This is a genomic window from Paenibacillus sp. AK002 (assembly GCF_053903045.1).
The window spans coordinates 80,001-100,425 of the sequence record NZ_CP096377.1; the positions used below are offsets into that span (position 1 = coordinate 80,001).

The 20,425-nt window shown below is 49.6% G+C and carries 18 protein-coding genes, 1 tRNA gene, 2 rRNA genes and 1 riboswitch (1 of these 22 running past the window's edge); of the genes, 15 read left to right on the plus strand and 6 right to left on the minus strand.

Annotation, left to right across the window (positions count from 1 at the left end):
- From M1D70_RS00380 to M1D70_RS00430, 11 genes are all read left to right on the plus strand, one after another.
- Positions 1-2,483 (plus strand): 23S ribosomal RNA (locus M1D70_RS00380) (it extends 447 nt beyond the left edge of the window).
- 66 nt (positions 2,484-2,549) lie between these two features.
- Positions 2,550-2,666: ribosomal RNA gene (gene rrf / locus M1D70_RS00385) — 5S ribosomal RNA — on the plus strand.
- A gap of 420 nt (positions 2,667-3,086) precedes the next feature.
- Positions 3,087-4,544: an IMP dehydrogenase gene (gene guaB, locus M1D70_RS00390; RefSeq protein WP_009595537.1), complete on the plus strand. Its 1,458-nt coding sequence runs from the start codon at positions 3,087-3,089 to the stop codon at positions 4,542-4,544.
- 152 nt (positions 4,545-4,696) lie between these two features.
- Complete coding sequence (locus M1D70_RS00395) at positions 4,697-6,115, plus strand: D-alanyl-D-alanine carboxypeptidase family protein (RefSeq protein WP_192570132.1); 1,419 nt, start codon at positions 4,697-4,699, stop codon at positions 6,113-6,115.
- Positions 6,116-6,279: 164 nt separating this feature from the next.
- Entirely contained in the window at positions 6,280-7,161 is an 882-nt protein-coding gene (gene pdxS / locus M1D70_RS00400; RefSeq protein WP_456288844.1) for a pyridoxal 5'-phosphate synthase lyase subunit PdxS, read from the plus strand.
- Between the two features lie 15 nt (positions 7,162-7,176).
- Positions 7,177-7,764, plus strand: a complete 588-nt coding sequence (gene pdxT / locus M1D70_RS00405; protein ID WP_456288845.1) for a pyridoxal 5'-phosphate synthase glutaminase subunit PdxT — start codon at positions 7,177-7,179, stop codon at positions 7,762-7,764.
- A gap of 194 nt (positions 7,765-7,958) precedes the next feature.
- A complete protein-coding gene (gene serS / locus M1D70_RS00410) occupies positions 7,959-9,242 on the plus strand; it encodes a serine--tRNA ligase (protein WP_456288846.1) in 1,284 nt (427 codons plus the stop codon).
- Between the two features lie 73 nt (positions 9,243-9,315).
- Positions 9,316-9,404: transfer RNA gene (locus tag M1D70_RS00415), tRNA-Ser, on the plus strand.
- A 174-nt stretch (positions 9,405-9,578) separates the two neighbouring features.
- A complete protein-coding gene (locus tag M1D70_RS00420) occupies positions 9,579-9,920 on the plus strand; it encodes a hypothetical protein (protein WP_009595528.1) in 342 nt (113 codons plus the stop codon).
- 104 nt (positions 9,921-10,024) lie between these two features.
- Positions 10,025-10,174 carry a hypothetical protein gene (locus tag M1D70_RS00425; protein ID WP_009595549.1) on the plus strand — a complete coding sequence of 50 codons (150 nt, stop codon included), beginning with the start codon at positions 10,025-10,027 and terminating at the stop codon, positions 10,172-10,174.
- A gap of 307 nt (positions 10,175-10,481) precedes the next feature.
- Entirely contained in the window at positions 10,482-11,567 is a 1,086-nt protein-coding gene (locus M1D70_RS00430; protein ID WP_456288847.1) for a hypothetical protein, read from the plus strand.
- Positions 11,568-11,644: 77 nt separating this feature from the next.
- On the opposite strand, the gene tadA is transcribed toward M1D70_RS00430, so the two are convergent.
- Entirely contained in the window at positions 11,645-12,139 is a 495-nt protein-coding gene (gene tadA, locus M1D70_RS00435) for a tRNA adenosine(34) deaminase TadA (RefSeq protein WP_009595555.1), read from the minus strand.
- Between the two features lie 360 nt (positions 12,140-12,499).
- Between tadA and M1D70_RS00440 the strand changes: the two genes are divergently transcribed.
- Both M1D70_RS00440 and rluF read left to right on the plus strand, forming a co-directional pair.
- Complete coding sequence (locus M1D70_RS00440) at positions 12,500-14,794, plus strand: ATP-binding protein (RefSeq protein ID WP_456288848.1); 2,295 nt, start codon at positions 12,500-12,502, stop codon at positions 14,792-14,794.
- A 34-nt stretch (positions 14,795-14,828) separates the two neighbouring features.
- Entirely contained in the window at positions 14,829-15,530 is a 702-nt protein-coding gene (gene rluF, locus M1D70_RS00445; protein ID WP_456288849.1) for a 23S rRNA pseudouridine(2604) synthase RluF, read from the plus strand.
- 128 nt (positions 15,531-15,658) lie between these two features.
- Here the strand turns inward: rluF and motB are convergent, their stop codons facing one another.
- On the minus strand, positions 15,659-16,465 hold the full coding sequence (gene motB / locus M1D70_RS00450; RefSeq protein ID WP_009595545.1) for a flagellar motor protein MotB: 807 nt from the start codon (positions 16,463-16,465) through the stop codon (positions 15,659-15,661).
- Entirely contained in the window at positions 16,449-17,249 is an 801-nt protein-coding gene (gene motA / locus M1D70_RS00455; RefSeq protein WP_009595558.1) for a flagellar motor stator protein MotA, read from the minus strand. The genes motB and motA overlap by 17 nt, the downstream gene beginning before the upstream one ends.
- Before the next feature lie 191 nt (positions 17,250-17,440).
- Here motA and M1D70_RS00460 point away from each other — a divergent pair, with 191 nt between their 5' ends.
- Both M1D70_RS00460 and M1D70_RS00465 read left to right on the plus strand, forming a co-directional pair.
- Positions 17,441-17,734: a hypothetical protein gene (locus M1D70_RS00460; protein WP_009595521.1), complete on the plus strand. Its 294-nt coding sequence runs from the start codon at positions 17,441-17,443 to the stop codon at positions 17,732-17,734.
- Between the two features lie 107 nt (positions 17,735-17,841).
- Positions 17,842-18,156 (plus strand): 4a-hydroxytetrahydrobiopterin dehydratase, encoded by a 315-nt coding sequence (locus M1D70_RS00465; protein ID WP_009595556.1) that lies wholly within the window; start codon positions 17,842-17,844, stop codon positions 18,154-18,156.
- 100 nt (positions 18,157-18,256) lie between these two features.
- Here M1D70_RS00465 and M1D70_RS00470 read toward each other — a convergent pair whose 3' ends face one another.
- The 3 genes from M1D70_RS00470 to M1D70_RS00480 form a co-directional block, all read right to left on the minus strand.
- Entirely contained in the window at positions 18,257-18,613 is a 357-nt protein-coding gene (locus M1D70_RS00470; protein WP_036662889.1) for a c-type cytochrome, read from the minus strand.
- A 161-nt stretch (positions 18,614-18,774) separates the two neighbouring features.
- Positions 18,775-19,275 carry a GNAT family N-acetyltransferase gene (locus tag M1D70_RS00475; protein WP_009595510.1) on the minus strand — a complete coding sequence of 167 codons (501 nt, stop codon included), beginning with the start codon at positions 19,273-19,275 and terminating at the stop codon, positions 18,775-18,777.
- Between the two features lie 507 nt (positions 19,276-19,782).
- The gene (locus tag M1D70_RS00480) at positions 19,783-20,256 is read right to left on the minus strand and encodes a C40 family peptidase (RefSeq protein ID WP_009595535.1); all 474 of its coding nucleotides are present in this window, start codon (positions 20,254-20,256) and stop codon (positions 19,783-19,785) included.
- A gap of 4 nt (positions 20,257-20,260) precedes the next feature.
- Positions 20,261-20,396, minus strand: a riboswitch (cyclic di-AMP (ydaO/yuaA leader).
- Between the last annotated feature and the right edge of the window lie 29 nt (positions 20,397-20,425).

The following is a 20,425-nucleotide window of genomic DNA, read 5'->3' on the forward strand; positions in this document are numbered from 1 at the left end:
GAATCCAGCAGGACCATCTGCTAAGGCTAAATACTCCCTAGCGACCGATAGTGAAGCAGTACCGTGAGGGAAAGGTGAAAAGCACCCCGGAAGGGGAGTGAAATAGAACCTGAAACCGTGTGCTTACAAGAAGTCAGAGCCCGATTCTTAAGGGTGATGGCGTGCCTTTTGTAGAATGAACCGGCGAGTTACGTTCCCATGCAAGGTTAAGGCGAGAAGCCGTAGCCGCAGCGAAAGCGAGTCTGAATAGGGCGATGTAGTATGTGGACGTAGACCCGAAACCGTGTGATCTACCCCTGTCCAGGGTGAAGGTGCGGTAACACGCACTGGAGGCCCGAACCCACGTATGTTGAAAAATGCGGGGATGAGGTGGGGGTAGCGGAGAAATTCCAATCGAACTCGGAGATAGCTGGTTCTCCCCGAAATAGCTTTAGGGCTAGCCTCGGAATGAAGAGTCGTGGAGGTAGAGCACTGATTGGGTGCGGGGCCCGCAAGGGTTACCAAGCTCAGTCAAACTCCGAATGCCATAGACTTATATCCGGGAGTCAGACAGTGAGTGCTAAGATCCATTGTCAAAAGGGAAACAGCCCAGACCATCAGCTAAGGTCCCCAAGTGTGTGTTAAGTGGGAAAGGATGTGGAGTTGCACAGACAACCAGGATGTTGGCTTAGAAGCAGCCACCATTTAAAGAGTGCGTAATAGCTCACTGGTCGAGTGACTCTGCGCCGAAAATGTAACGGGGCTAAACACACCACCGAAGCTATGGCTTGATGCTTGCATCAGGGGTAGGGGAGCGTTGTATGTAGGTTGAAGGTGTACCGTAAGGAGCGCTGGACAGCATACAAGTGAGAATGCCGGTATGAGTAACGAAAAGATCAGTGAGAATCTGATCCGCCGAAAGCCCAAGGTTTCCTGAGGAAGGCTCGTCCGCTCAGGGTAAGTCGGGACCTAAGGTGAGGCCGAAAGGCGTAATCGAAGGACAACAGGTTGAAATTCCTGTACCACCGTAAACCGTTATGAACGATGGGGTGACGCAGGAGGGTAGTGACGCGGACTGATGGATGTCCGTCCAAGCAGTGAGGCTGATGTGTAGGCAAATCCGCACATCGATAAGGCTGGGCTGTGATGGGGAGTGAAAATTATAGTAGCGAAGGTCATGATCTCACACTGCCAAGAAAAGCCTCTAGTCAGGTGAAGGTGCCCGTACCGCAAACCGACACAGGTAGGCGAGAAGAGAATTCTAAGGCGCGCGGAAGAACTCTCGTTAAGGAACTCGGCAAAATGACCCCGTAACTTCGGGAGAAGGGGTGCCTCGGTAGGGTGAATAGCCCGAGGGGGCCGCAGTGAAAAGGCCCAAGCGACTGTTTAGCAAAAACACAGGTCTGTGCGAAGCCGTAAGGCGAAGTATACGGGCTGACGCCTGCCCGGTGCTGGAAGGTTAAGGGGAGCGGTTAGGGATTAGTCCCGAAGCTGTGAACCGAAGCCCCAGTAAACGGCGGCCGTAACTATAACGGTCCTAAGGTAGCGAAATTCCTTGTCAGGTAAATTCTGACCCGCACGAATGGCGTAACGACTTGGGCGCTGTCTCAACGAGAGATCCGGTGAAATTTTAATACCTGTGAAGATGCAGGTTACCCGCGACAAGACGGAAAGACCCCATGGAGCTTTACTGCAGCTTGATATTGGATTTGGGTACGATCTGTACAGGATAGGTGGGAGCCTTTGAAGCATGAGCGCCAGCTTGTGTGGAGGCGACGTTGGGATACCACCCTGATCGTATCTAGGTTCTAACCTGGTACCGTGATCCGGTACGGGGACAGTGTCAGGCGGGCAGTTTGACTGGGGCGGTCGCCTCCTAAAGAGTAACGGAGGCGCCCCAAGGTTCCCTCAGAATGGTTGGAAATCATTCGAAGAGTGCAAAGGCATAAGGGAGCTTGACTGCGAGACCTACAAGTCGAGCAGGGACGAAAGTCGGGCTTAGTGATCCGGTGGTACCGCATGGAAGGGCCATCGCTCAACGGATAAAAGCTACCCTGGGGATAACAGGCTTATCTCCCCCAAGAGTCCACATCGACGGGGAGGTTTGGCACCTCGATGTCGGCTCATCGCATCCTGGGGCTGAAGTAGGTCCCAAGGGTTGGGCTGTTCGCCCATTAAAGCGGTACGCGAGCTGGGTTCAGAACGTCGTGAGACAGTTCGGTCCCTATCTGTCGTGGGCGTAGGAAATTTGAGAGGAGCTGTCCTTAGTACGAGAGGACCGGGATGGACGTACCGCTGGTGCACCAGTTGTTCCGCCAGGAGCATGGCTGGGTAGCTACGTACGGACGGGATAAGCGCTGAAAGCATCTAAGCGTGAAGCCCCCCTCAAGATGAGATTTCCCAGTATGTAAGACCCCTTGAAGACGACGAGGTAGATAGGTTGGAGGTGGAAGTGCAGCAATGCATGGAGCTGACCAATACTAATCGGTCGAGGGCTTATCCAAAATATATTTCAATGAGTTGCAAATTCGTTTCGTATCTAGTTTTCAGGTGATCAAGCATCTGAACCGTTTGGTGGCGATGGCGGAAGGGTTCCACGCGTTCCCATACCGAACACGACCGTTAAGCCTTCCAGCGCCGATGGTACTTGGACCGAAGGGTCCCGGGAGAGTAGGACGTCGCCAAGCGAACAACCATAAAGACCGTTATCGAGTAATTCGATAGCGGTCTTTTCCTATATGCCGAAACGTGGATTTCTGATTTCTGGACTATCTCGAGCCGGCTTGGGTGATACTAAACGACAGTCATGCATCGTCTCCGTGATAATGCCTAAAGGGATGCAATATGGCAGGTTAATCTTAAACGTGGATAAGTCTCCATTTAATAGAAGAAAGCTGTTGGTTTGTCCACTCCAAAAAGACAGGACAACGCGCTGGATGGATACTTGCGAACTTCAGGAAAAGGGCCAATTCAATCCTTGACAGCCTATGGGCCCTTTGCTAAGATGGCAATAATATATTTCTGAAAATACTTGAAAATGCCGTCCGGTCCAGCTCTGACAGTAGTTGTAGTCCGCAGGAAGACGACAAAAAGGAGGAATAACCCAGGTGTGGGAAGATAAGTTTAGCAAGGAAGGCTTCACTTTTGACGATGTATTGTTGGTTCCTAGAAAATCCGAGGTACTTCCAAAAGAAGTGGATGTTAGCACCAAATTGAGCGAGCACGTGAAATTGAACATCCCGCTCATTAGTGCAGGTATGGACACCGTTACGGAAGCTCCTTTGGCCATTGCCATTGCTAGAGAAGGCGGAATCGGCATTATTCATAAAAATATGACGGTTGAACAACAGGCGGAAGAAGTAGATCGGGTGAAGCGCTCGGAAAGCGGAGTCATCACCAATCCATTCTCGCTTCATGCCGATCATCTTGTATCCGACGCTGAGAAACTCATGGGCAAATTCCGGATTTCCGGGGTTCCGATCGTGGATGAGAACAATAAGCTGATCGGGATTTTGACGAATCGTGATCTTCGTTTTGTTCATGATTACAATACGGTTATCAGCGAAGTGATGACCAGCGAGAACCTGGTTACCGCTCCGGTTGGAACGACCCTTCAGGATGCCGAAATGATCCTGCAGAAGCATAAAATCGAGAAGCTGCCTTTGGTGGACGACGATAATGTTCTTAAGGGACTTATCACGATTAAAGACATTGAGAAAGCGATTCAGTTCCCTAGAGCAGCTAAGGATGCTCAGGGCCGCCTGCTTGTAGGTGCAGCGATCGGAATCTCCAAAGATACCTTCGAAAGAGCAGAAGCGCTTGTGAAAGCCGGTGTAGACGTCATAACCGTTGATTCCGCTCACGGTCATCACATCAATATTATTGATTCCGTACGCAAACTGCGCGAATTGTATCCGGAGCTGACCATTATCGCGGGTAATGTGGCTACAGGCGAAGGTACGCGAGAGCTTATCGAAGCCGGTGCATCCGTCGTTAAAGTGGGAATCGGTCCTGGATCCATCTGTACGACCCGCGTTATTGCCGGCATTGGCGTACCGCAAATCACGGCCATCTATGACTGCGCAACGGTTGCTAAAGAGTACGGCGTACCGATTATCGCAGACGGCGGTATCAAATACTCCGGAGAAATTACAAAAGCCATCGCAGCCGGCGCCAGTGCCGTTATGCTGGGCAGCATGTTTGCAGGAACGGAAGAAAGCCCGGGCGAAGCCGAGATCTACCAAGGACGCCGTTTCAAGGCTTATCGGGGCATGGGTTCCCTTGCTGCCATGAAACAAGGCAGTAAAGACCGTTATTTCCAAGATGATGACAAGAAATTGGTACCGGAAGGCATCGAGGGCCGTGTAGCTTATAAAGGGCCATTGGCAGATACCATCCACCAGCTGATCGGTGGATTGCGTTCCGGCATGGGGTATTGCGGAACGCAAAACCTGGAGGAGCTGCGGAATGATACCCAATTTATCCGCATTTCCGGGGCTGGTCTCCGCGAGAGCCATCCGCATGATATTCAAATCACCAAAGAAGCGCCTAACTATTCCTTGTAATTCACGGATAAGAATAAGGATACACAGTATATGTCATTTATTTCCTGGACAAGCTGGATGAAATTCATCTAGCTTGTCTTTTTTTGATACCCCCCCTATGATAGAATAGAACAAGTTAATGACTTATTGAGAATTAGAGGGGAGTAATTCCATTGATAGACAAGTCTATAAAGAAGAATAAGCGACAACGAATTCAAAGAACGCTGGCATCCTTGATGCTCTTTAATATACTATGTTTCTCTGCTGCGCCTGCGGTTTCGCTCGCTGCGCCTAATATGCTGGCTACAGCGGATACAACCAAAGCTACGGAAGACAAAGCGGCAACGGACAAGGCTGCGACGAATAATGCGAAGCCGGACAAAGTGCCATCGGTCGATCAGTTGGGCTTGGAAGTGAGCTCTGCCGTCTTGATCGAGCCATCTACGGGCCAGGTGCTGTTATCCATAAATGCGGATGAAGCATTGCCGCCGGCAAGCATGACGAAGATGATGACGGAATATATCGTGGCAGAGAAGGTAAAACAAGGCGAGTTAGCTTGGGATGACGTAGTCACGGTAGGGGAAAATGCTGAAAAAACCGTGGGCTCACGGATATTTTTAGCTGAAGGCGACCAACATACAGTGGAAGAGCTCTACATAGCCATGGCTGTCGGCTCGGCGAATGATGCAACGGTAGCATTGGCTGAACATATCGCTGGTTCCGAAGCAGAGTTTGTTACCATGATGAACGATACGGCGAAAAAGATGGGATTGAAGACCGCTTTCTTCATTAATTCCACAGGCCTTAGCCGTGCAGATATGCCTGAGAAATACCGTCCTGCAGAAGATAAAGAAACCGTAATGTCGGCAATGGATACTGCATTACTTGCCAAGTATATCGTCGAGGATCATCCTGACTTTGCTAGATTTACAGCCATTCAATCGCATAAATTCCGGCCGCGGGATACGAGTCCGATCATCAACTACAACTGGATGCTGGAGGCCAACAAAAGCATTACGAACTTCAAGGCCTATGCTTACGAAGGTTTGGACGGTTTGAAAACCGGTCATACCAATGCGGCGGGTTATTGCTTTGCCGGTACCGCTGAGCGTGACGGCATGCGCTTGATCAGCGTGGTTATGGGAACGAAATCCGAAGGGGCTCGCTTTAAGGAAACCAAAAAAGTCCTTGATTACGGCTTTGACAACTTCGAAGTGAAGGAAGTCCAAGCAGCCGGAGCAACCGTGCAAGGGTTTGAAACCGTCGAAGTGAAGAAGGGCAAAGGTAAGGAAGCTGGGCTGGTGACCGATAAAGCCCTCACATTTGTTGTGCCTAAAGGCTCTAGCGGAAAGAACATTACCTTCGAAGCCAAACTGGATTCTTCCAGCGTGACGGCGCCTGTCGCTAAGGATACGAAGGTGGGCACGGCAACCTACTCATACAAAATCGAAGGCATGAAGGAAACCCAGACCGAAACGGTGAATCTCATCACGGCAGACGAGGTAGAGAAGGCTGGCTGGTTCAAGCTGTTCCTCCGTGCGATCGGTGACTTTTTCGCGGATTTGTTTGATTCCATCAAAAATCTTTTCTAAGCAGCCGATAAATTCCGAGTAAATGGGTTGTGTATTTGATTTTGATGCGGTAAAATATCAAGTTAGATTCATTGCAAGTATGCACCATACGGGTATAGACCATATCGTCAGGGAATGCTCTAAATGGCGATGAGATACAACATATAATCGGGAGGCTAGGGGACATGGAAACAGGAACATCTACTGTAAAAAGAGGTATGGCGGAAATGCAAAAAGGCGGCGTCATTATGGACGTCATGAATGCGGAACAAGCGAAAATCGCTGAAGCTGCCGGTGCTACGGCGGTTATGGCGCTGGAACGCGTTCCTTCCGATATTCGCGCTGCTGGGGGAGTAGCACGGATGGCTGACCCAACCATCGTTGAGGAAGTCATGAAAGTCGTATCCATTCCAGTTATGGCCAAGGCTCGTATCGGTCATTACGTTGAAGCGAAAGTGCTTGAATCTCTCGGCGTGGATTACCTCGATGAGAGTGAAGTGCTGACGCCTGCGGATGAAGTGTTCCACATCGACAAATGGGATTTCACCGTACCGTTCGTATGCGGCGCGAAAGATATCGGTGAGGCGCTGCGTCGCATCGGCGAGGGCGCATCCATGATCCGTACGAAGGGCGAGCCGGGAACAGGCAATATCGTGGAAGCTGTTCGCCATATGCGCTTGATCAACAGCCAGATTCGCAAGGTTCGCAACATGTCGAAGGACGAACTATATGCCGAAGCCAAAAACCTCGGTGTTTCCTATGACCTCCTGAAAGGCGTTCATGAGACGGGCAAGCTGCCTGTCGTTAACTTTGCCGCCGGTGGCGTGGCCACCCCTGCGGATGCCGCATTGATGATGCATCTGGGCGCTGATGGCGTTTTTGTAGGATCCGGTATTTTCAAATCCGAAAACCCTGAGAAATTTGCTCGTGCGATCGTTGAAGCGACGACGCATTATGATGATTATAAATTGATTGCTGAAGTATCCAAGAACCTGGGTGCTCCAATGAAAGGCATCGAGATATCCAAGCTTAGTCCGGCTGAGCGCATGCAGGATCGCGGCTGGTAAGAGAGAAGGGGTAACATGAAGGTCGGCGTACTGGCACTCCAGGGTGCCGTTGCAGAGCATATTCGAAGCATTACGCTTGCTGGCGCCGAAGGGGTGCCGATCAAGAAGGTCGAGCAGCTGGACGGCATTGACGGCTTGATTATCCCTGGCGGTGAGAGCACGACGATTGGCAAGCTCATGCGAAAGTATGATTTTATGGATGCGCTTCGTCAGTTTTCAGCCCAAGGCAAACCGATATTCGGAACCTGCGCCGGACTGATTGTGCTGGCCGAGCGAATTCAAGGCGACGAAGAGGCGCATTTGAAGCTGATGGACATCACGGTGGCGCGGAACGCATTCGGACGTCAGCGTGAAAGTTTCGAGACCGATTTGCCGGTGAAGGGCATCGATGAAACGGTGCGAGCCGTCTTCATCCGCGCTCCGCTCATTCTGGAAGTGGGACCGGGCGTTGAGGTTCTGTCCACGTATAAGGATGAGATCGTCACAGCCAGACAAGGGCATCTGCTTGCGGCTTCCTATCATCCGGAGCTGACAGACGATTACCGGCTCCATCAATATTTTGTGGAGATGGTTCGCTCCCGAGCGACGGCGCCACAGGCGTAACGTAATAGTTTCAGTAGAAGACATCTTGACTCTTTGGCAGTATGTAGGAGTCAAGTTGTCTTTTTCGCTGAAATGCAATAAGATGTATCGTATGCAACAACGTACAATGCAGCCTTGTCCCAAGGCTTTTTATCAACAGGTAGGGCAGCTGCTTCGATATACTTGATGGATGTTTTACTTTAGGAGGGTTTCCCGTGTTAGACGTAAAAATATTGCGCAGCGAGTACAGTCGTGTTGAAGAAGCGCTGAAGAATCGAGGCAAATCGCTCGATTTGATTGCGGATTTTCCTAAGCTTGACGCCCGGCGCCGGGAATTGCTGCAGGAAAGCGAAAGTTTGAAGAATCGCCGCAACACCGTGTCGGCTGAAGTAGCCAAGCTGAAGAAAAATCGCGAAAACGCAGATGAGCTGATTCTGGAGATGCGCCAAGTGTCAGACCAGATTAAAGCAATGGATGAGGAAGTTCGAGAGCTGGAAGCCAGTATATCCGAGCTTACTTTGGCGATTCCGAATATTCCCCACGATAGCGTGCCGATCGGCGCCTCGGAGGAAGAGAACGTGGAAATTCGCCGCTGGGCGGAGCCAAAAGCTTTTGATTTCGAACCTAAGGCTCACTGGGAGATTGCCCAGAACCTGAGTATTTTGGACTTTGAAGCAGGCGCGAAGGTTACGGGTTCCCGGTTTACGTTCTACAAGGGTTTGGGTGCACGGCTTGAGCGTGCCTTAATCAGTTTCATGATGGATCTGCACAGCGACAAACACGGCTATGAGGAAATGCTGCCTCCATATATCGTCAACCGGGACAGCTTGTACGGAACGGGTCAACTGCCTAAATTCGAAGAGGATTTATTCAAAATTAGCGATACCGACTATTACCTGATCCCAACGGCTGAGGTTCCTGTAACGAACTACCATCGTGAGGAAATCCTAAATAGCGAAGAGCTGCCTAAATATTACGTCGCATACAGCTCCTGTTTCCGTTCGGAAGCCGGCGCGGCAGGACGCGACACCCGGGGACTTATTCGTCAGCATCAGTTTAATAAGGTCGAGATGGTGAAGATTGTACATCCGGAAACATCGTTTGATGAGCTCGAGAAAATGACGGCGGATGCGGAGCGTGTGCTGCAGCTGCTGAATCTCCCTTATCGCGTCATGACGCTATGTACCGGGGATATGGGCTTCGGCTCCATGAAGACCTATGATCTGGAAGTATGGCTTCCGGAGAGCGGCGTATACCGTGAAATCTCTTCCTGCTCGAATATTGGAGATTTCCAGGCACGCCGTGCCAATATTCGCTTCCGTCCGGAGCCGAAGAGCAAGCCGGAGTTTGTTCACACCTTGAATGGTTCCGGGCTCGCGGTAGGGCGTACGGTTGCGGCCATTCTGGAGAATTATCAACAGGCCGACGGCTCCGTTGTCATTCCGGAAGTGCTTCGCCCTTACATGGGGAATGTTAGCATTATCGAACCTAAGAAATAAGTTGATAACATAGGTTGACTTGTGGTATAATGATTTTTGCACGTGATTCATTTTGCAGCGATCATTTCCACATGGAGAGGTACCGAAGCGGTCATAACGGGGCGGTCTTGAAAACCGTTAGGGGGCAACTCCACATGGGTTCGAATCCCATCCTCTCCGCCATACATATACAAACGTAAGCCGTTTCCTTAGGGGAACGGTTTTTTTATGGCCTCCATGCCTTGTTTGGCAGAGAAATGCATGGAAGCTTCGGATCTATAGCACTTTATGCTTGGGGGACTTGCTGTATAAAACAGCGCCTGTTATCGCAATTTATAGAGAAGGGGAGGTGTGAACATGAACTCAGAACTGAATGTCGACCAGTCGACGCTGGTCAATGCTTGGCAGGAAAGGCTGCCGACCATACTCAAACCGGGGGATCGTGCAGAAGTGGCAGCAGACGAAGGAGATCCGAACGCCATCCGCATTCACATTGGCGCAGCAGGTCGTCAGGAATATTCGTTTGATTTTCAATGCACCTATGTGGATTCCCGGGAAGTGAAGGTCGCTCTGATCGATGTAGAGCGTGACGGCGCGACGACGGATGAGCGCAATGAGAACATACAGGGCATGGTGGGCGATTATACGCGTCATATTCATGAGTGTGCTCAAACGCTGCAGCAAATCACGCATCACTAAGTTCCATGAATGAATGTGAAAGCTGTGATGCTCCTTTTAGGCCGGAGCATCAAGGCCGATTGCGTAGAACAATCGCTGTGATCCATGAAATGGAGGGCTATCAGATGAGTAAACCAAAGTCGATTCCGGTGCCTGAAGCACAGGAACAACCAAGGCAGCGAAAGGACCATGACCGGGGCGGCCAGGAGCCGCTGTCAGGCTCGCACAGAGCGAAGATCCGCAAGCAGGATGGCCATTATAATCCGGAGGGCTAACAGCCTTTAGGAGCAGAATACGAAGACGCCAAAAAGCAAGAATCGAGAGAACTTTCTGTCATTCGACAGGAGGTTCTTTTTTTCGATTTGAAACCTTTTGCATCCAACTTCCGTATTAGTGTTCAAGTGTAATATTTTGGGGCCCCACCTTATTCGCATGTTAAGAAGTTTGAAATTAAGATGGATGGAAAAAGAAAGGAAATAAAATTTCAGTAAATATTCCAGAAAGTGTTTCTCATTTTGGCTAAATGGTTTATGATTAGAAGGTCTGTTATTTTTTTGACTGTTAGAGGGGAGAGAAATTTTAATGAACAAGAAGTTTGCAGCGATCATGCTGACACTGCTGCTCACGGTGACAGTTGTGCTTTCCGGCTGCGCCAAGAAAGAAGAGCCTAAGGCGGCAATGACCAATGCTGCTACGAACGCGATGAAGATGACATCCTACGAAATGAAGAGCAAATTTGTCATTGAAGACCTTCAAGTTAACATACCTGCAGTTGAAGGCGATCCAAGCGTAACACAGGCGATGACGATGTTGAAGAATGCAGAGGTTACACTGGACGGGATCTACCAGGCTGAGCCAATGCAAACCGAAATGAACATGGGTATCAATTTGAAGGGTGACATGGCGATGTCCTTCAACATTGATATGGTGATGACGAAAGAGAAAATCTACGTTAAAGTGCCAAGCATTCCTATGCTGCCGTTCCCGGAAGACGTTGTTGGTAAATTCCTCGTGATGGACATGAAAGAGCTTGCTGAGCAATCCGGCGAAACATTTAACCCAGAAACCCTGGATACCGAGAAGTCCCAAAAATTCGTTAACGAAATCCTTGAAGCTTTGCTGAGCGAATATGATCAAGCAAAATACTTCAAAGAGATCAATGTTAAAGATGCCGGCCTTCCAGAAGGTGTTGACGCTAAACAAGTGGTACAATTCTTTGTAACCAATGATAACCTGAATGAAGCATTGGATATTATGGTAAATAAGGTTGCACCTAAGGTTGTTGATATTGCGGCTAAAGACGAGTACCGCGAATTGCTGGGTCTGACCCAAGAAGACATCGATGCTGCCAAAGCTGAAGTGTCCAACGTCAACCAAGACGAATTCAAAGCGGGCTTGGAAGAAATGCAGAAATACCTGAAGATCAATACATTCAATATCAACACGGCTATCGATAAAAAAGATTTCCCTGCGTACCAAGATGTTGTGCTGAACGTTGATTTCAATGATCCAGAAACCAATGAGAACGTGAAGTTGGCTGTGAAGGGTAGCACCCAATACAACAACATCAACGCGAAACAAGAGTTCAAAATCGGTATTCCAAAAGAAGCTGACGTCATTACGATGGAGCAATTTGAGGAATCCATGAGCCAAATGAGCACTTACTAATATTATTCATCGCAGACAACAAAACCCGGCCGTCATGGCCGGGTTTTCTGTGTTAGTTCCTATTTCGTACATAAGCATCATATTTTCCCGCGTAAACGCCGAAAGAACTGAGTCAGCAACGATGCGCATTCTTCCTGCAGCACGCCATCTACCACGTGCGTCCGATGATTAAAGCGCGGCTCTTGAAGCAGATTCATCAGTGTGCCCGCACAGCCTGCCTTGGGATCGCCCGTGCCGTAGATGAGCTGCGGTACCCGGGATTGGACGATGGCGCCCGCACACATGGGACAAGGCTCCAGCGTCACGTATAATCGACAGTCGAGCAGCCGCCAGGCTCCAAGGTGTCGGCTTGCCTCCCGGATCGCGACCATCTCGGCATGAGCCGTCCCATCGTAAGTCGTTTCACGCAGATTATATCCACGGCCAATAATTTCATCGCCCCGTACGATGACAGCGCCAATAGGAACTTCACCAAGCTCTTCGGCCTTCCGAGCTTCCGCGATGGCTTCTCGCATCCAGCGTTCATGATTTTCGTTATCCACAGCCAGTGGGTCTATTGAATTTGATATCAACCTAAAGTCTCCTTTCGCAGCCCGCTAAAACCCTGTATTTATACCCAATGTTCAACGAACATTTATTCGTTTGTTAACATGATGTGGACAGAATTGTGGATAACTAAAAATTTATACACAAAGTTATGCACATTATCCCCAGATAAGTTGTGTATTTGTGCGCAATCTGTGGATACGTCGTTTTGTTATCAGGATTAGCCTCTTATATTGTAAGGATTCCTTATTTCAATAGCAATGCGATTGCGGAAAAAACCCGTCAGCCGCAGCACGGCTTGTCTTTTCAAACGTTCGTGATCAAGGTATCATGAGGGTATATATTTACAAGTCGTCGATGTGACAGCAGAAAGGTGAAGATGCCACTTGTCGATTAAGACGAAATTATCGATGATCATGTCCATATCGGTATTATTTATCCTTCTGCTTAACATTACGCTGAATTATTACACGACCCAGGAAAACCTGCAGCAGGATAGTGAAACCAAAATGGTGATGGCCGCTACGCAGATCGCCATTACGGTTCAGCAAACCGGCTTTAGCTCTGCGTATGTGGATAACATTTTCGGTGATATGCTGAAGGTCGCCGCAGTCAATGCGGCAAAGGCCTTAGATCCCGATATTAACAATATAACCAATCAGCAATTGGCCGAATTAAGTAAGGAGATCGGTGTCACCCACATTTCGCTGCTGGTTCGAGCCAACGATGATATCGTTGTTGCCCGTTCCTCCTCCCAAGACGAAATCGGCCTTTCCACAAAAAACTGGGGTTATTGGCATACCGCATTTCTGGAATTGTTCCAGCATGGCAAAGTGGTATCCGTTACGGAGGGGCAGCGCGCCGAGCATTTCTGGTCCGGACCGTTCGAGTTCTCCACATCCAATCCGGAGTTCATTGATAAATGGGGATACTATTATGATGGCAAGCGGAATTATATTATCGATCCCTACATCCGGAATTCGAATATCAAGGATTTTGTGAAGATCACAAGCCCGAACACTGTGGTGGAGGAGACATTGAAATCGAATCCGCGGATATTGGAAGTGACGGGCATCAACCCTGAAACGTTTGGCAATGAATATATGAGGGAGGATGGAACGGACGAAGTTCACCGCAAGCTCCGCAATCGTCCGATTACGTTCGGCACCTACAATTATGGGAGCCTGGATCAAGATACGGAAGCCGTGCAGAGGGCCGTGTCTACCAGCGACAATGTGGTGTTTGTCAGCACGATCAATAATAAGAAGGTGTTAAAAAGCTTCATTCCCATCCTGTCCGAAAATAAACCGACCAGCGTGATCAGTGTCGTCATGGATTATGAAGCCATCTCTTCCGTGATGAGGGAGCAGATGATCAGTCTGGTGGCTATTTCACTGGTTTTGCTCGAAATCGTGATTTTTGGCAGTTACATTGTAGCGGGTTATTTTACGAAGCCGATTCAGGCCATCCTGGGCACCGTAAACGATGTATCGGATGGTCACTTCGATCGTAGACTCGAGGTTAGCAGCCGGGACGAGCTGGGGCAGCTTGCAGGCCGCATCAATGCCATGACCCGCAATCTGGGTACCTACACGAGCCAGTTGAAGCAGATGGTCGATGAGAACCAGTCCGTTAAAGAATATTTAGAGTCCGTTATCAATCAGACGGCCGATGCCATTCATACAACCGATACCTATGAACGCGTGATTAGCGTGAATAAAGCGTTTGAGCAATTATACGGCTGGAAGGCGCACGAAGTGGTCGGGCGGAAGCTTGCGCTTGTGCCTCCGGCCAAAGAGGAAGAGGAGAAGGAACGCATCCGTCGTTTGCGGGCTGGTGAGCGGCTTCCGCCGGTGGAGACGGTCCGTCTGCGCAAGGATGGAAGCACGATTGAAGTGAGCATCAGCACCTCGCTTGTGCGGGACGAGAACGGCGAGGTTACCTCCATGATTAGCGTATCCCGCGATGTGACGGAACGCAATCGGATTGAGGAACTGCTGCGGCGTTCGGAGAAGCTCAATACCGTGGGGCAGCTGGCTGCAGGGGTTGCGCATGAAATCCGGAATCCGCTTACGACCCTCCGAGGATTTTTGCAGCTTCAACAGCAGACTCACCAAGCGAATCCCGATCATATCGACCTGATGCTGTCCGAGCTGGACCGAATCAATCTGATTGTCAGTGAATTTCTGATATTAGCCAAGCCACAGGCGATTAATTTCCAGGAGAGGGACGTGGGCATCATTATGGGGGATGTCATCTCCTTCCTCGACAGCCAGGCGCATCTGTACGGCATCGAGTTCAAATTGGATTTTATTGAAGAACCGACCTTTGTGCATTGTGAAGAGAACCAGCTCAAACAGGTGTTCATAAATCTGCTCAAGAATGCCATTGAAGCCATGCCGGAAGGCGGCAATATATGGATTAGGCTTACACGCCCGCAGGTCGATCAGATACAGATCGATATTCGGGATGAAGGTCAAGGCATTCCGGAAGACATGATGCCGCATCTTGGCGAACCGTTTATTACGAATAAGGAAACGGGCACAGGCCTCGGGTTGATGGTAAGCCAGCGCATTATCCAGGGCCACCGGGGAACGATGGAAATCGAGAGTGAAGTTGGCGTAGGCACGAGAGTAAGTATTGTCCTGCCTGCGGTACCGCAGAAAACAATCGAAGGCTGAACATGAAGTAGTTACAGATAAGGGGATGGCATCTTTGAGAATCAATAAATTTATCAGCGAAACGGGTTATTGCTCGCGTCGTGAAGCGGACAAGCTGGTGGAGAGCGGGAAGGTCACCATTAACGGCGTGGTTGCGGTATTGGGCAGCCAGGCCGAGGAAGACGACGATGTGCGGATCCAGGGAAAGCCGCTTCAGGACAAGAAGAAGCATGTATATATTGCTCTTAATAAGCCGGTCGGGATTACGAGCACCACCGAGTCGCATATTAAGGGCAATATTGTAGACTTCGTAGGCCATAACGAACGGATTTTTCCCATTGGACGATTGGATAAGGACTCCGAAGGACTGATCTTGTTAACGAATGACGGAGATATCGTCAATAAGATCCTTCGCTCCGAAGGAAAACATGAGAAAGAATATATTGTGACGGTGGACCGTCCGGTAACGGAATCCTTCCTTCGCGGAATGGCCGGCGGCGTCAAAATTTTGGGGGAGATAACGCTCCCCTGCGAGGTCACGCGAATGTCCGAACGCGTATTCCGAATCATTCTGACGGAGGGGAAAAATCGGCAAATCCGCAGAATGTGCAGCGCTTTTGGTTATGAGGTTCGCAAGCTGCAGCGAATCCGGATTATGAATATCCGACTTGGCAGCCAACGTATCGGCTCATGGCGCGATCTTAATGACAAAGAGAAGGAAGAGCTTGGCCGGCTGCTGAACTATAAGCTCGAGTAGCAATTATAGTGTACCGGGTTTGTGAATCCCTTGTGTAAAAAGAAAACAACCGATGGGATCTGGAGGCCAGATGCATCGGTTGTTTAGGGTGTGTTATAGTCGGTTAGACCAGACCGTTCCTTTGCCGGTTATTCATTAACGCTGGTAAACGTTGCGCTATCCTGGTATTTACGTATAATGGATACCTCAACCCTACGGTTCTTCGCTCGTCCAACAGCGGTGTTGTTATCGGCGATCGGATGGTATTCCCCATAACCGATCGGCATGAACCGTTTAGGATCCAGTTCCGAGTTGGTGAGCAGAATCTTCATGAACTGCAATGCCCGATCCGAGCTTAAATCCCAGTTGGACGGATATTTGCTGTTGGAAATCGGCACATTATCCGTATGACCGGAAACAATGATCTCATAATCCGGGAATTTGTGAAGCATTTGCGATATGGCCTTGGCCAGTTTACGGGCCTCCGGCTTCACCACGGCTTCGCCGGACGGGAACAGCGCATTATCCCGGATCGTAATGACAAGCTGGGAGTGGTTTAACTTGGTGCTGAGCTCTGAGGTCAAACCGTTATTCTTAATATAATTATCGAGCTGCTTCTTCAGCTTCTCCAGATCCTCTTGTTCCTGGCGCATCAACTCGGCACGACGTTGGTCGGGCGTTGTTGCAGGAACGGAAGGGGTTGTCGCTTTATGATCGTTAATATTCGGCGGGGTGTCGCTGGGCTCGGTCTTGCTGTAATCCAGCACGCCGGTTCCGCCGGTGAGAGCAACGCTGAAGGCTTCGCTCATTTCTTGAAATTTGCGTGCATCCGTCGCGCTCATGGCATACAGCACCAGGAACAGGGCCAGAAGCAATGTCAGCAGGTCAGCGTACGGAAGAAGCCAGGATTCGTCGGCATGCTCCTCGTGCGGCTCGTGTCTAGTCTTTTTGCTCACTAGCACCAGCCTCCCTCTCGCTGAGCTCAGCCCGTTCGGACGGTGTCAGGAACACGGAGAGCTTCTGATTGATTGCAATGGTGGATACACCGGATTGAATGGACAGCAGGCCTTCTACCATCATCAGGCGGATTTCAACCTCGCGCTTGGATAGGCGCTTGAGTTTGTTCGCAATCGGGTGACAGATGACATAACCGGTGAAGATACCGAGCAGGGTAGCGATAAACGCAGCTCCGATGGCATGGGCAAGCTCGCCCATGTCTTCCATATGGGATAGTGCAGCGATCAAACCGATAACGGCTCCGAGTACCCCGAGGGAAGGTGCATACATACCTGCCTGGGAGAAGATCAGCGAGCCGGAACGATGGCGCTCTTCCGTGGCGTTGATATCTTCCATCAATACATCGCGCACGAATTCCTGGTCGTTGCCGTCGATAATCATGCGCATTCCGTTACGCAGGAAGCTGTCATCGATCTCATCGACTTTGGTTTCCAGAGCCAGCAGACCTTCACGGCGCGTAATCGAAGCCCATTCCATGAACAGCTTGATCATGTCCGTCTTGTCCATCAGATTCTGTTTCACGAAGGTCATTTTGACCAGCTTCGGAATCTTTTTCAGCTCGGATAACGGAAATCCGATGAATAAAGTTGCTGCCGTACCGCCAAGAATGATTAGATAGGCTGCCGGGTTATACAAAGCGAGAAGGGAGGCACCTTTAAGAATCATGCCCACCAGTACCGCGACGATACCGATGATTAAGCCTATAATTGTTGAAATTTCCATACCACACCTCATCCGTGAGAAATAAAATAACGAATCCATTCGTCAGAACGGCTCTCATGGAGAACCGGGCCCCTTTTGTGGGGCGTTATCCTATTTATCGTCAGGTCGGGCTTTTTTTTTTAGTTGTAATTTCCGGTATAATGGAAGGAAGGGAAACGAAGCTTAGTACGGTAAGGAAAGGAGTGATTGAGATGGGTGTGAAGCACGGAAGGGATTACGGCGAAATCCTCGCGGAATTGACCGAAGCCGTCGGGCGAATTTCCGACAGCTACGTTTTCTTTGAAATGGAAGCGGAGGATTGGGGCAATTTGGGCGAAGCCGAGCGGAATGAGGTTCATGAGGCGTTGGCAGAGGATTTGTTCTATGCGCTGGGCACGGAGCCGGTGATTAGCGTCGGCAGCGGCGTGGTCATGCATGACCAGAATAACCATCGAATACATATTTTGATCGGTGAAGAAGAGTTGGCCTTTGTGGCTCTTGTGTAATCACTCCAGTTATCATCGGAAACAGGGCAGAATAGAATAGATGACAGAAGCCCATACACGTGACAGTCGGCTTTACGATAGGTTTTTTTCGGGGAGGAAGATAAAAGATGCTTTATACGCAGCAAGAAGTAGAGGCTCATCTGGAAAAGCTTGAGGGTTGGGAATTTGAACAAGGGAGATGGATCGTCAGGAAGTATACCTTCTCCTCCTTCATGAAGGGAATCGCTTTTGTTGATGAAGTGGCAGCTATTTCGGAAGCTTTCGGACATCACCCCTATATCACCATAGATTACAAAGTCGTTACGCTGCGTCTCACTTCCTGGGACGACGGCGGCATTACGGCTGTGGATATTAAGGAAGCGCAGCAGTTTAACGAGGCCTATGAGAAAAGCCGTTCCAAGGACGGCAAGTCGGGACAATAGACGGGAGAGGGATCCATCCGGTCATAGCTCCCCAATATGTAAAAACACGCTTGCGCCGGGAGGTTCTCCAGGTTCAAGCGTGTTTTGCGTATAAGCTGATTTATTTTTTCTCAGCAAGGTACAGCGCGATGTTTGCGATTTCTTCAGGCTTAAGTTGATCCTTAAAGGAAGGCATACCCTTACGGCCTTTGGTTACAACGTTGAAGATCGCGTCCGCATCCATGTGTCCGCCTACTTGATTCAAAGCCGGTCCAGCGCCGCCTTGAAGTTGGTCACCATGACAGCTGATGCAGCTTGCTTTCAGTGTGGCTTCCGCTGTGGCAGCATCCAGAGTCACTTCCGGCATAGTCGGCTTCTCTTCCTGAGCTACCTGTTCCTTGCCTGGGAGCGTAAACATCAGCGCAATAGCCAACGCACATGCGACGAAGAACAATCCGCTCATGATCCATTTTTGCATCGTCATATCGTCCCTTCTATGTATACTGCACTTTTGCACTTGTCTCCATTATAAACCAACATCCATAGACAGCATAGCCAGTTGTGACAAAAAAAGCAACTATACCGCGCACCTTCATAAAAAGTACACAAAATTGTGCCTTTTCATATAGACAAAGATTACTATTCCTCATTTGCCGGAGGCTCATACACCATGCAGTGGAAAAGGGCGTTTCCCGTCGGCGTAAGGCGCTCGTACGTATCGGTGATATGAAACCCCGCCTTTTCGTATGCGCGGATCGCGCGTTCATTCCAGGTCATTACCTCCAGGTCGATCTCATCGGCAGGCCGCCTCCGCCTCGCTTCCCGGACAATCGTCTGCATAAACCGTTTACCCATTCCGCGCCCGCACCAATCAGGCCGCATGCCCAGCCCGATTCGCGTAACCTCATGCATCGGAAACAGCTGGGCAAATCCCCATAGTGTCTTCCGTTCATCCAAAATCGAAATGTACTGCTCCCGGCGGATGTCCGGATCGCCAAACTCGATCCCAAGCCCTTTCATCTGCTCCCATGGAAGAAAACCGTAAATGTTATAGGGAGGAGGATAGGTCCAGGCGCATATTTCTTTCGCATGCTCTTCAAGCATGACCACCGTGTGAAATGAAATCGGTGCTGCATCCATTGGCAAAGTCCCCCTGTCGTAATTACAAATTAAATTATACCCCATTTCTCAAACATTCTAGCCGCATCAAAAAGCCAGTCCGAGAGAAGTAGGCCTCCATTGACGGGCAAAAGGGTATGTATAGGCAGGATGAGGATAAGACCCATCGAAGCTTAGGAGGATTCTCCGGTCGACTTTTCATTCTGATCATTGCTCATGATGGGCTTGGCACCTACGTATCGCTGCTCGTAGTGGTCCTCAGAAAATAAAATCAATATTTTTCCATTAGGGTGTTTAATGAAGGAAGAGGAGGGTATATAAAGGGTAGAAGATGCAACGACATGAGGAAGCGAAGTGAATTCGCATAATAATTTTCTTTTTTTCTCGAAAAGTGGGAACTTTTTCGTTGTCCCAAACGTTATAAAGGTATACACAGAGCAGACAAAAGAAAAAGCCGCTGGATGAGATCGGCACAATCTCATACGCCCAGGGCTTCTTGTAAAGGATAAACCAATGAAGTTCCAATAATTAATTGTAGTTCACAGCTACAGACTTGTACGTAGACTGACTCATGACTCGCTTAGCACCTACGTATCGATTGGCGTAATAGCTCTGGCTCAGCGGACTGATGATGACGCCGCGCGAGGATGAGGAATGAGCGAATTTGCCGCCCCCAACATAAATACCCACATGAGATACACCTCTGCCGGATGTGTTGAAGAACACGAGATCGCCAGCTTTCAGCTTGCTCTTGGCTACGGCCGTACCGACTTTGTATTGAGCTGCAGACGTGCGTGGCAGGCTCAGACCAAGTTTCTTGTAGATATAGCTGGTGAATCCGGAGCAGTCAAAACCATTCGTTGTGGTTCCACCTGTTTTATAAGAGACACCAATGGCTGGTTTGATTGCAGTATTTAATTTGGAATCGGCGAAAGCGCTTCCGGTCCCTAATGTGAGTGCGAGGGCCAGGCCTAGAGAAATGGCCGTTAACTTCTTTTTCAAAACAAAAAGCTCCTTCCATTGCCTGCGAGGTTAGCTTAAGGGTTCGGTTGAAGGTCCCCTATGATCCCTCTCTTGCGAGATCAATTCACCCAAAACGGATCCCCCGCTTCCCAATCATGGGAATTCGGCTCCTTAAAATGTTGATGAACCCATTCATAGACGTCTGACG

What these genes read in the sequence shown, in the direction of transcription:
- M1D70_RS00425 (WP_009595549.1), top strand. Translation starts at nt 10,025, where the DNA reads ATGAGTAAACCAAAGTCGATTCCGGTGCCTGAAGCACAGGAACAACCA.
- M1D70_RS00420 (WP_009595528.1), top strand. Translation starts at nt 9,579, where the DNA reads ATGAACTCAGAACTGAATGTCGACCAGTCGACGCTGGTCAATGCTTGG.
- motA (WP_009595558.1), bottom strand. Translation starts at nt 17,249, where the DNA reads ATGGAAATTTCAACAATTATAGGCTTAATCATCGGTATCGTCGCGGTA.
- pdxT (WP_456288845.1), top strand. Translation starts at nt 7,177, where the DNA reads ATGAAGGTCGGCGTACTGGCACTCCAGGGTGCCGTTGCAGAGCATATT.
- M1D70_RS00475 (WP_009595510.1), bottom strand. Translation starts at nt 19,275, where the DNA reads ATGGATGCAGCACCGATTTCATTTCACACGGTGGTCATGCTTGAAGAG.
- M1D70_RS00460 (WP_009595521.1), top strand. Translation starts at nt 17,441, where the DNA reads ATGGGTGTGAAGCACGGAAGGGATTACGGCGAAATCCTCGCGGAATTG.
- M1D70_RS00465 (WP_009595556.1), top strand. Translation starts at nt 17,842, where the DNA reads ATGCTTTATACGCAGCAAGAAGTAGAGGCTCATCTGGAAAAGCTTGAG.
- M1D70_RS00430 (WP_456288847.1), top strand. Translation starts at nt 10,482, where the DNA reads ATGAACAAGAAGTTTGCAGCGATCATGCTGACACTGCTGCTCACGGTG.
- pdxS (WP_456288844.1), top strand. Translation starts at nt 6,280, where the DNA reads ATGGAAACAGGAACATCTACTGTAAAAAGAGGTATGGCGGAAATGCAA.
- M1D70_RS00470 (WP_036662889.1), bottom strand. Translation starts at nt 18,613, where the DNA reads ATGCAAAAATGGATCATGAGCGGATTGTTCTTCGTCGCATGTGCGTTG.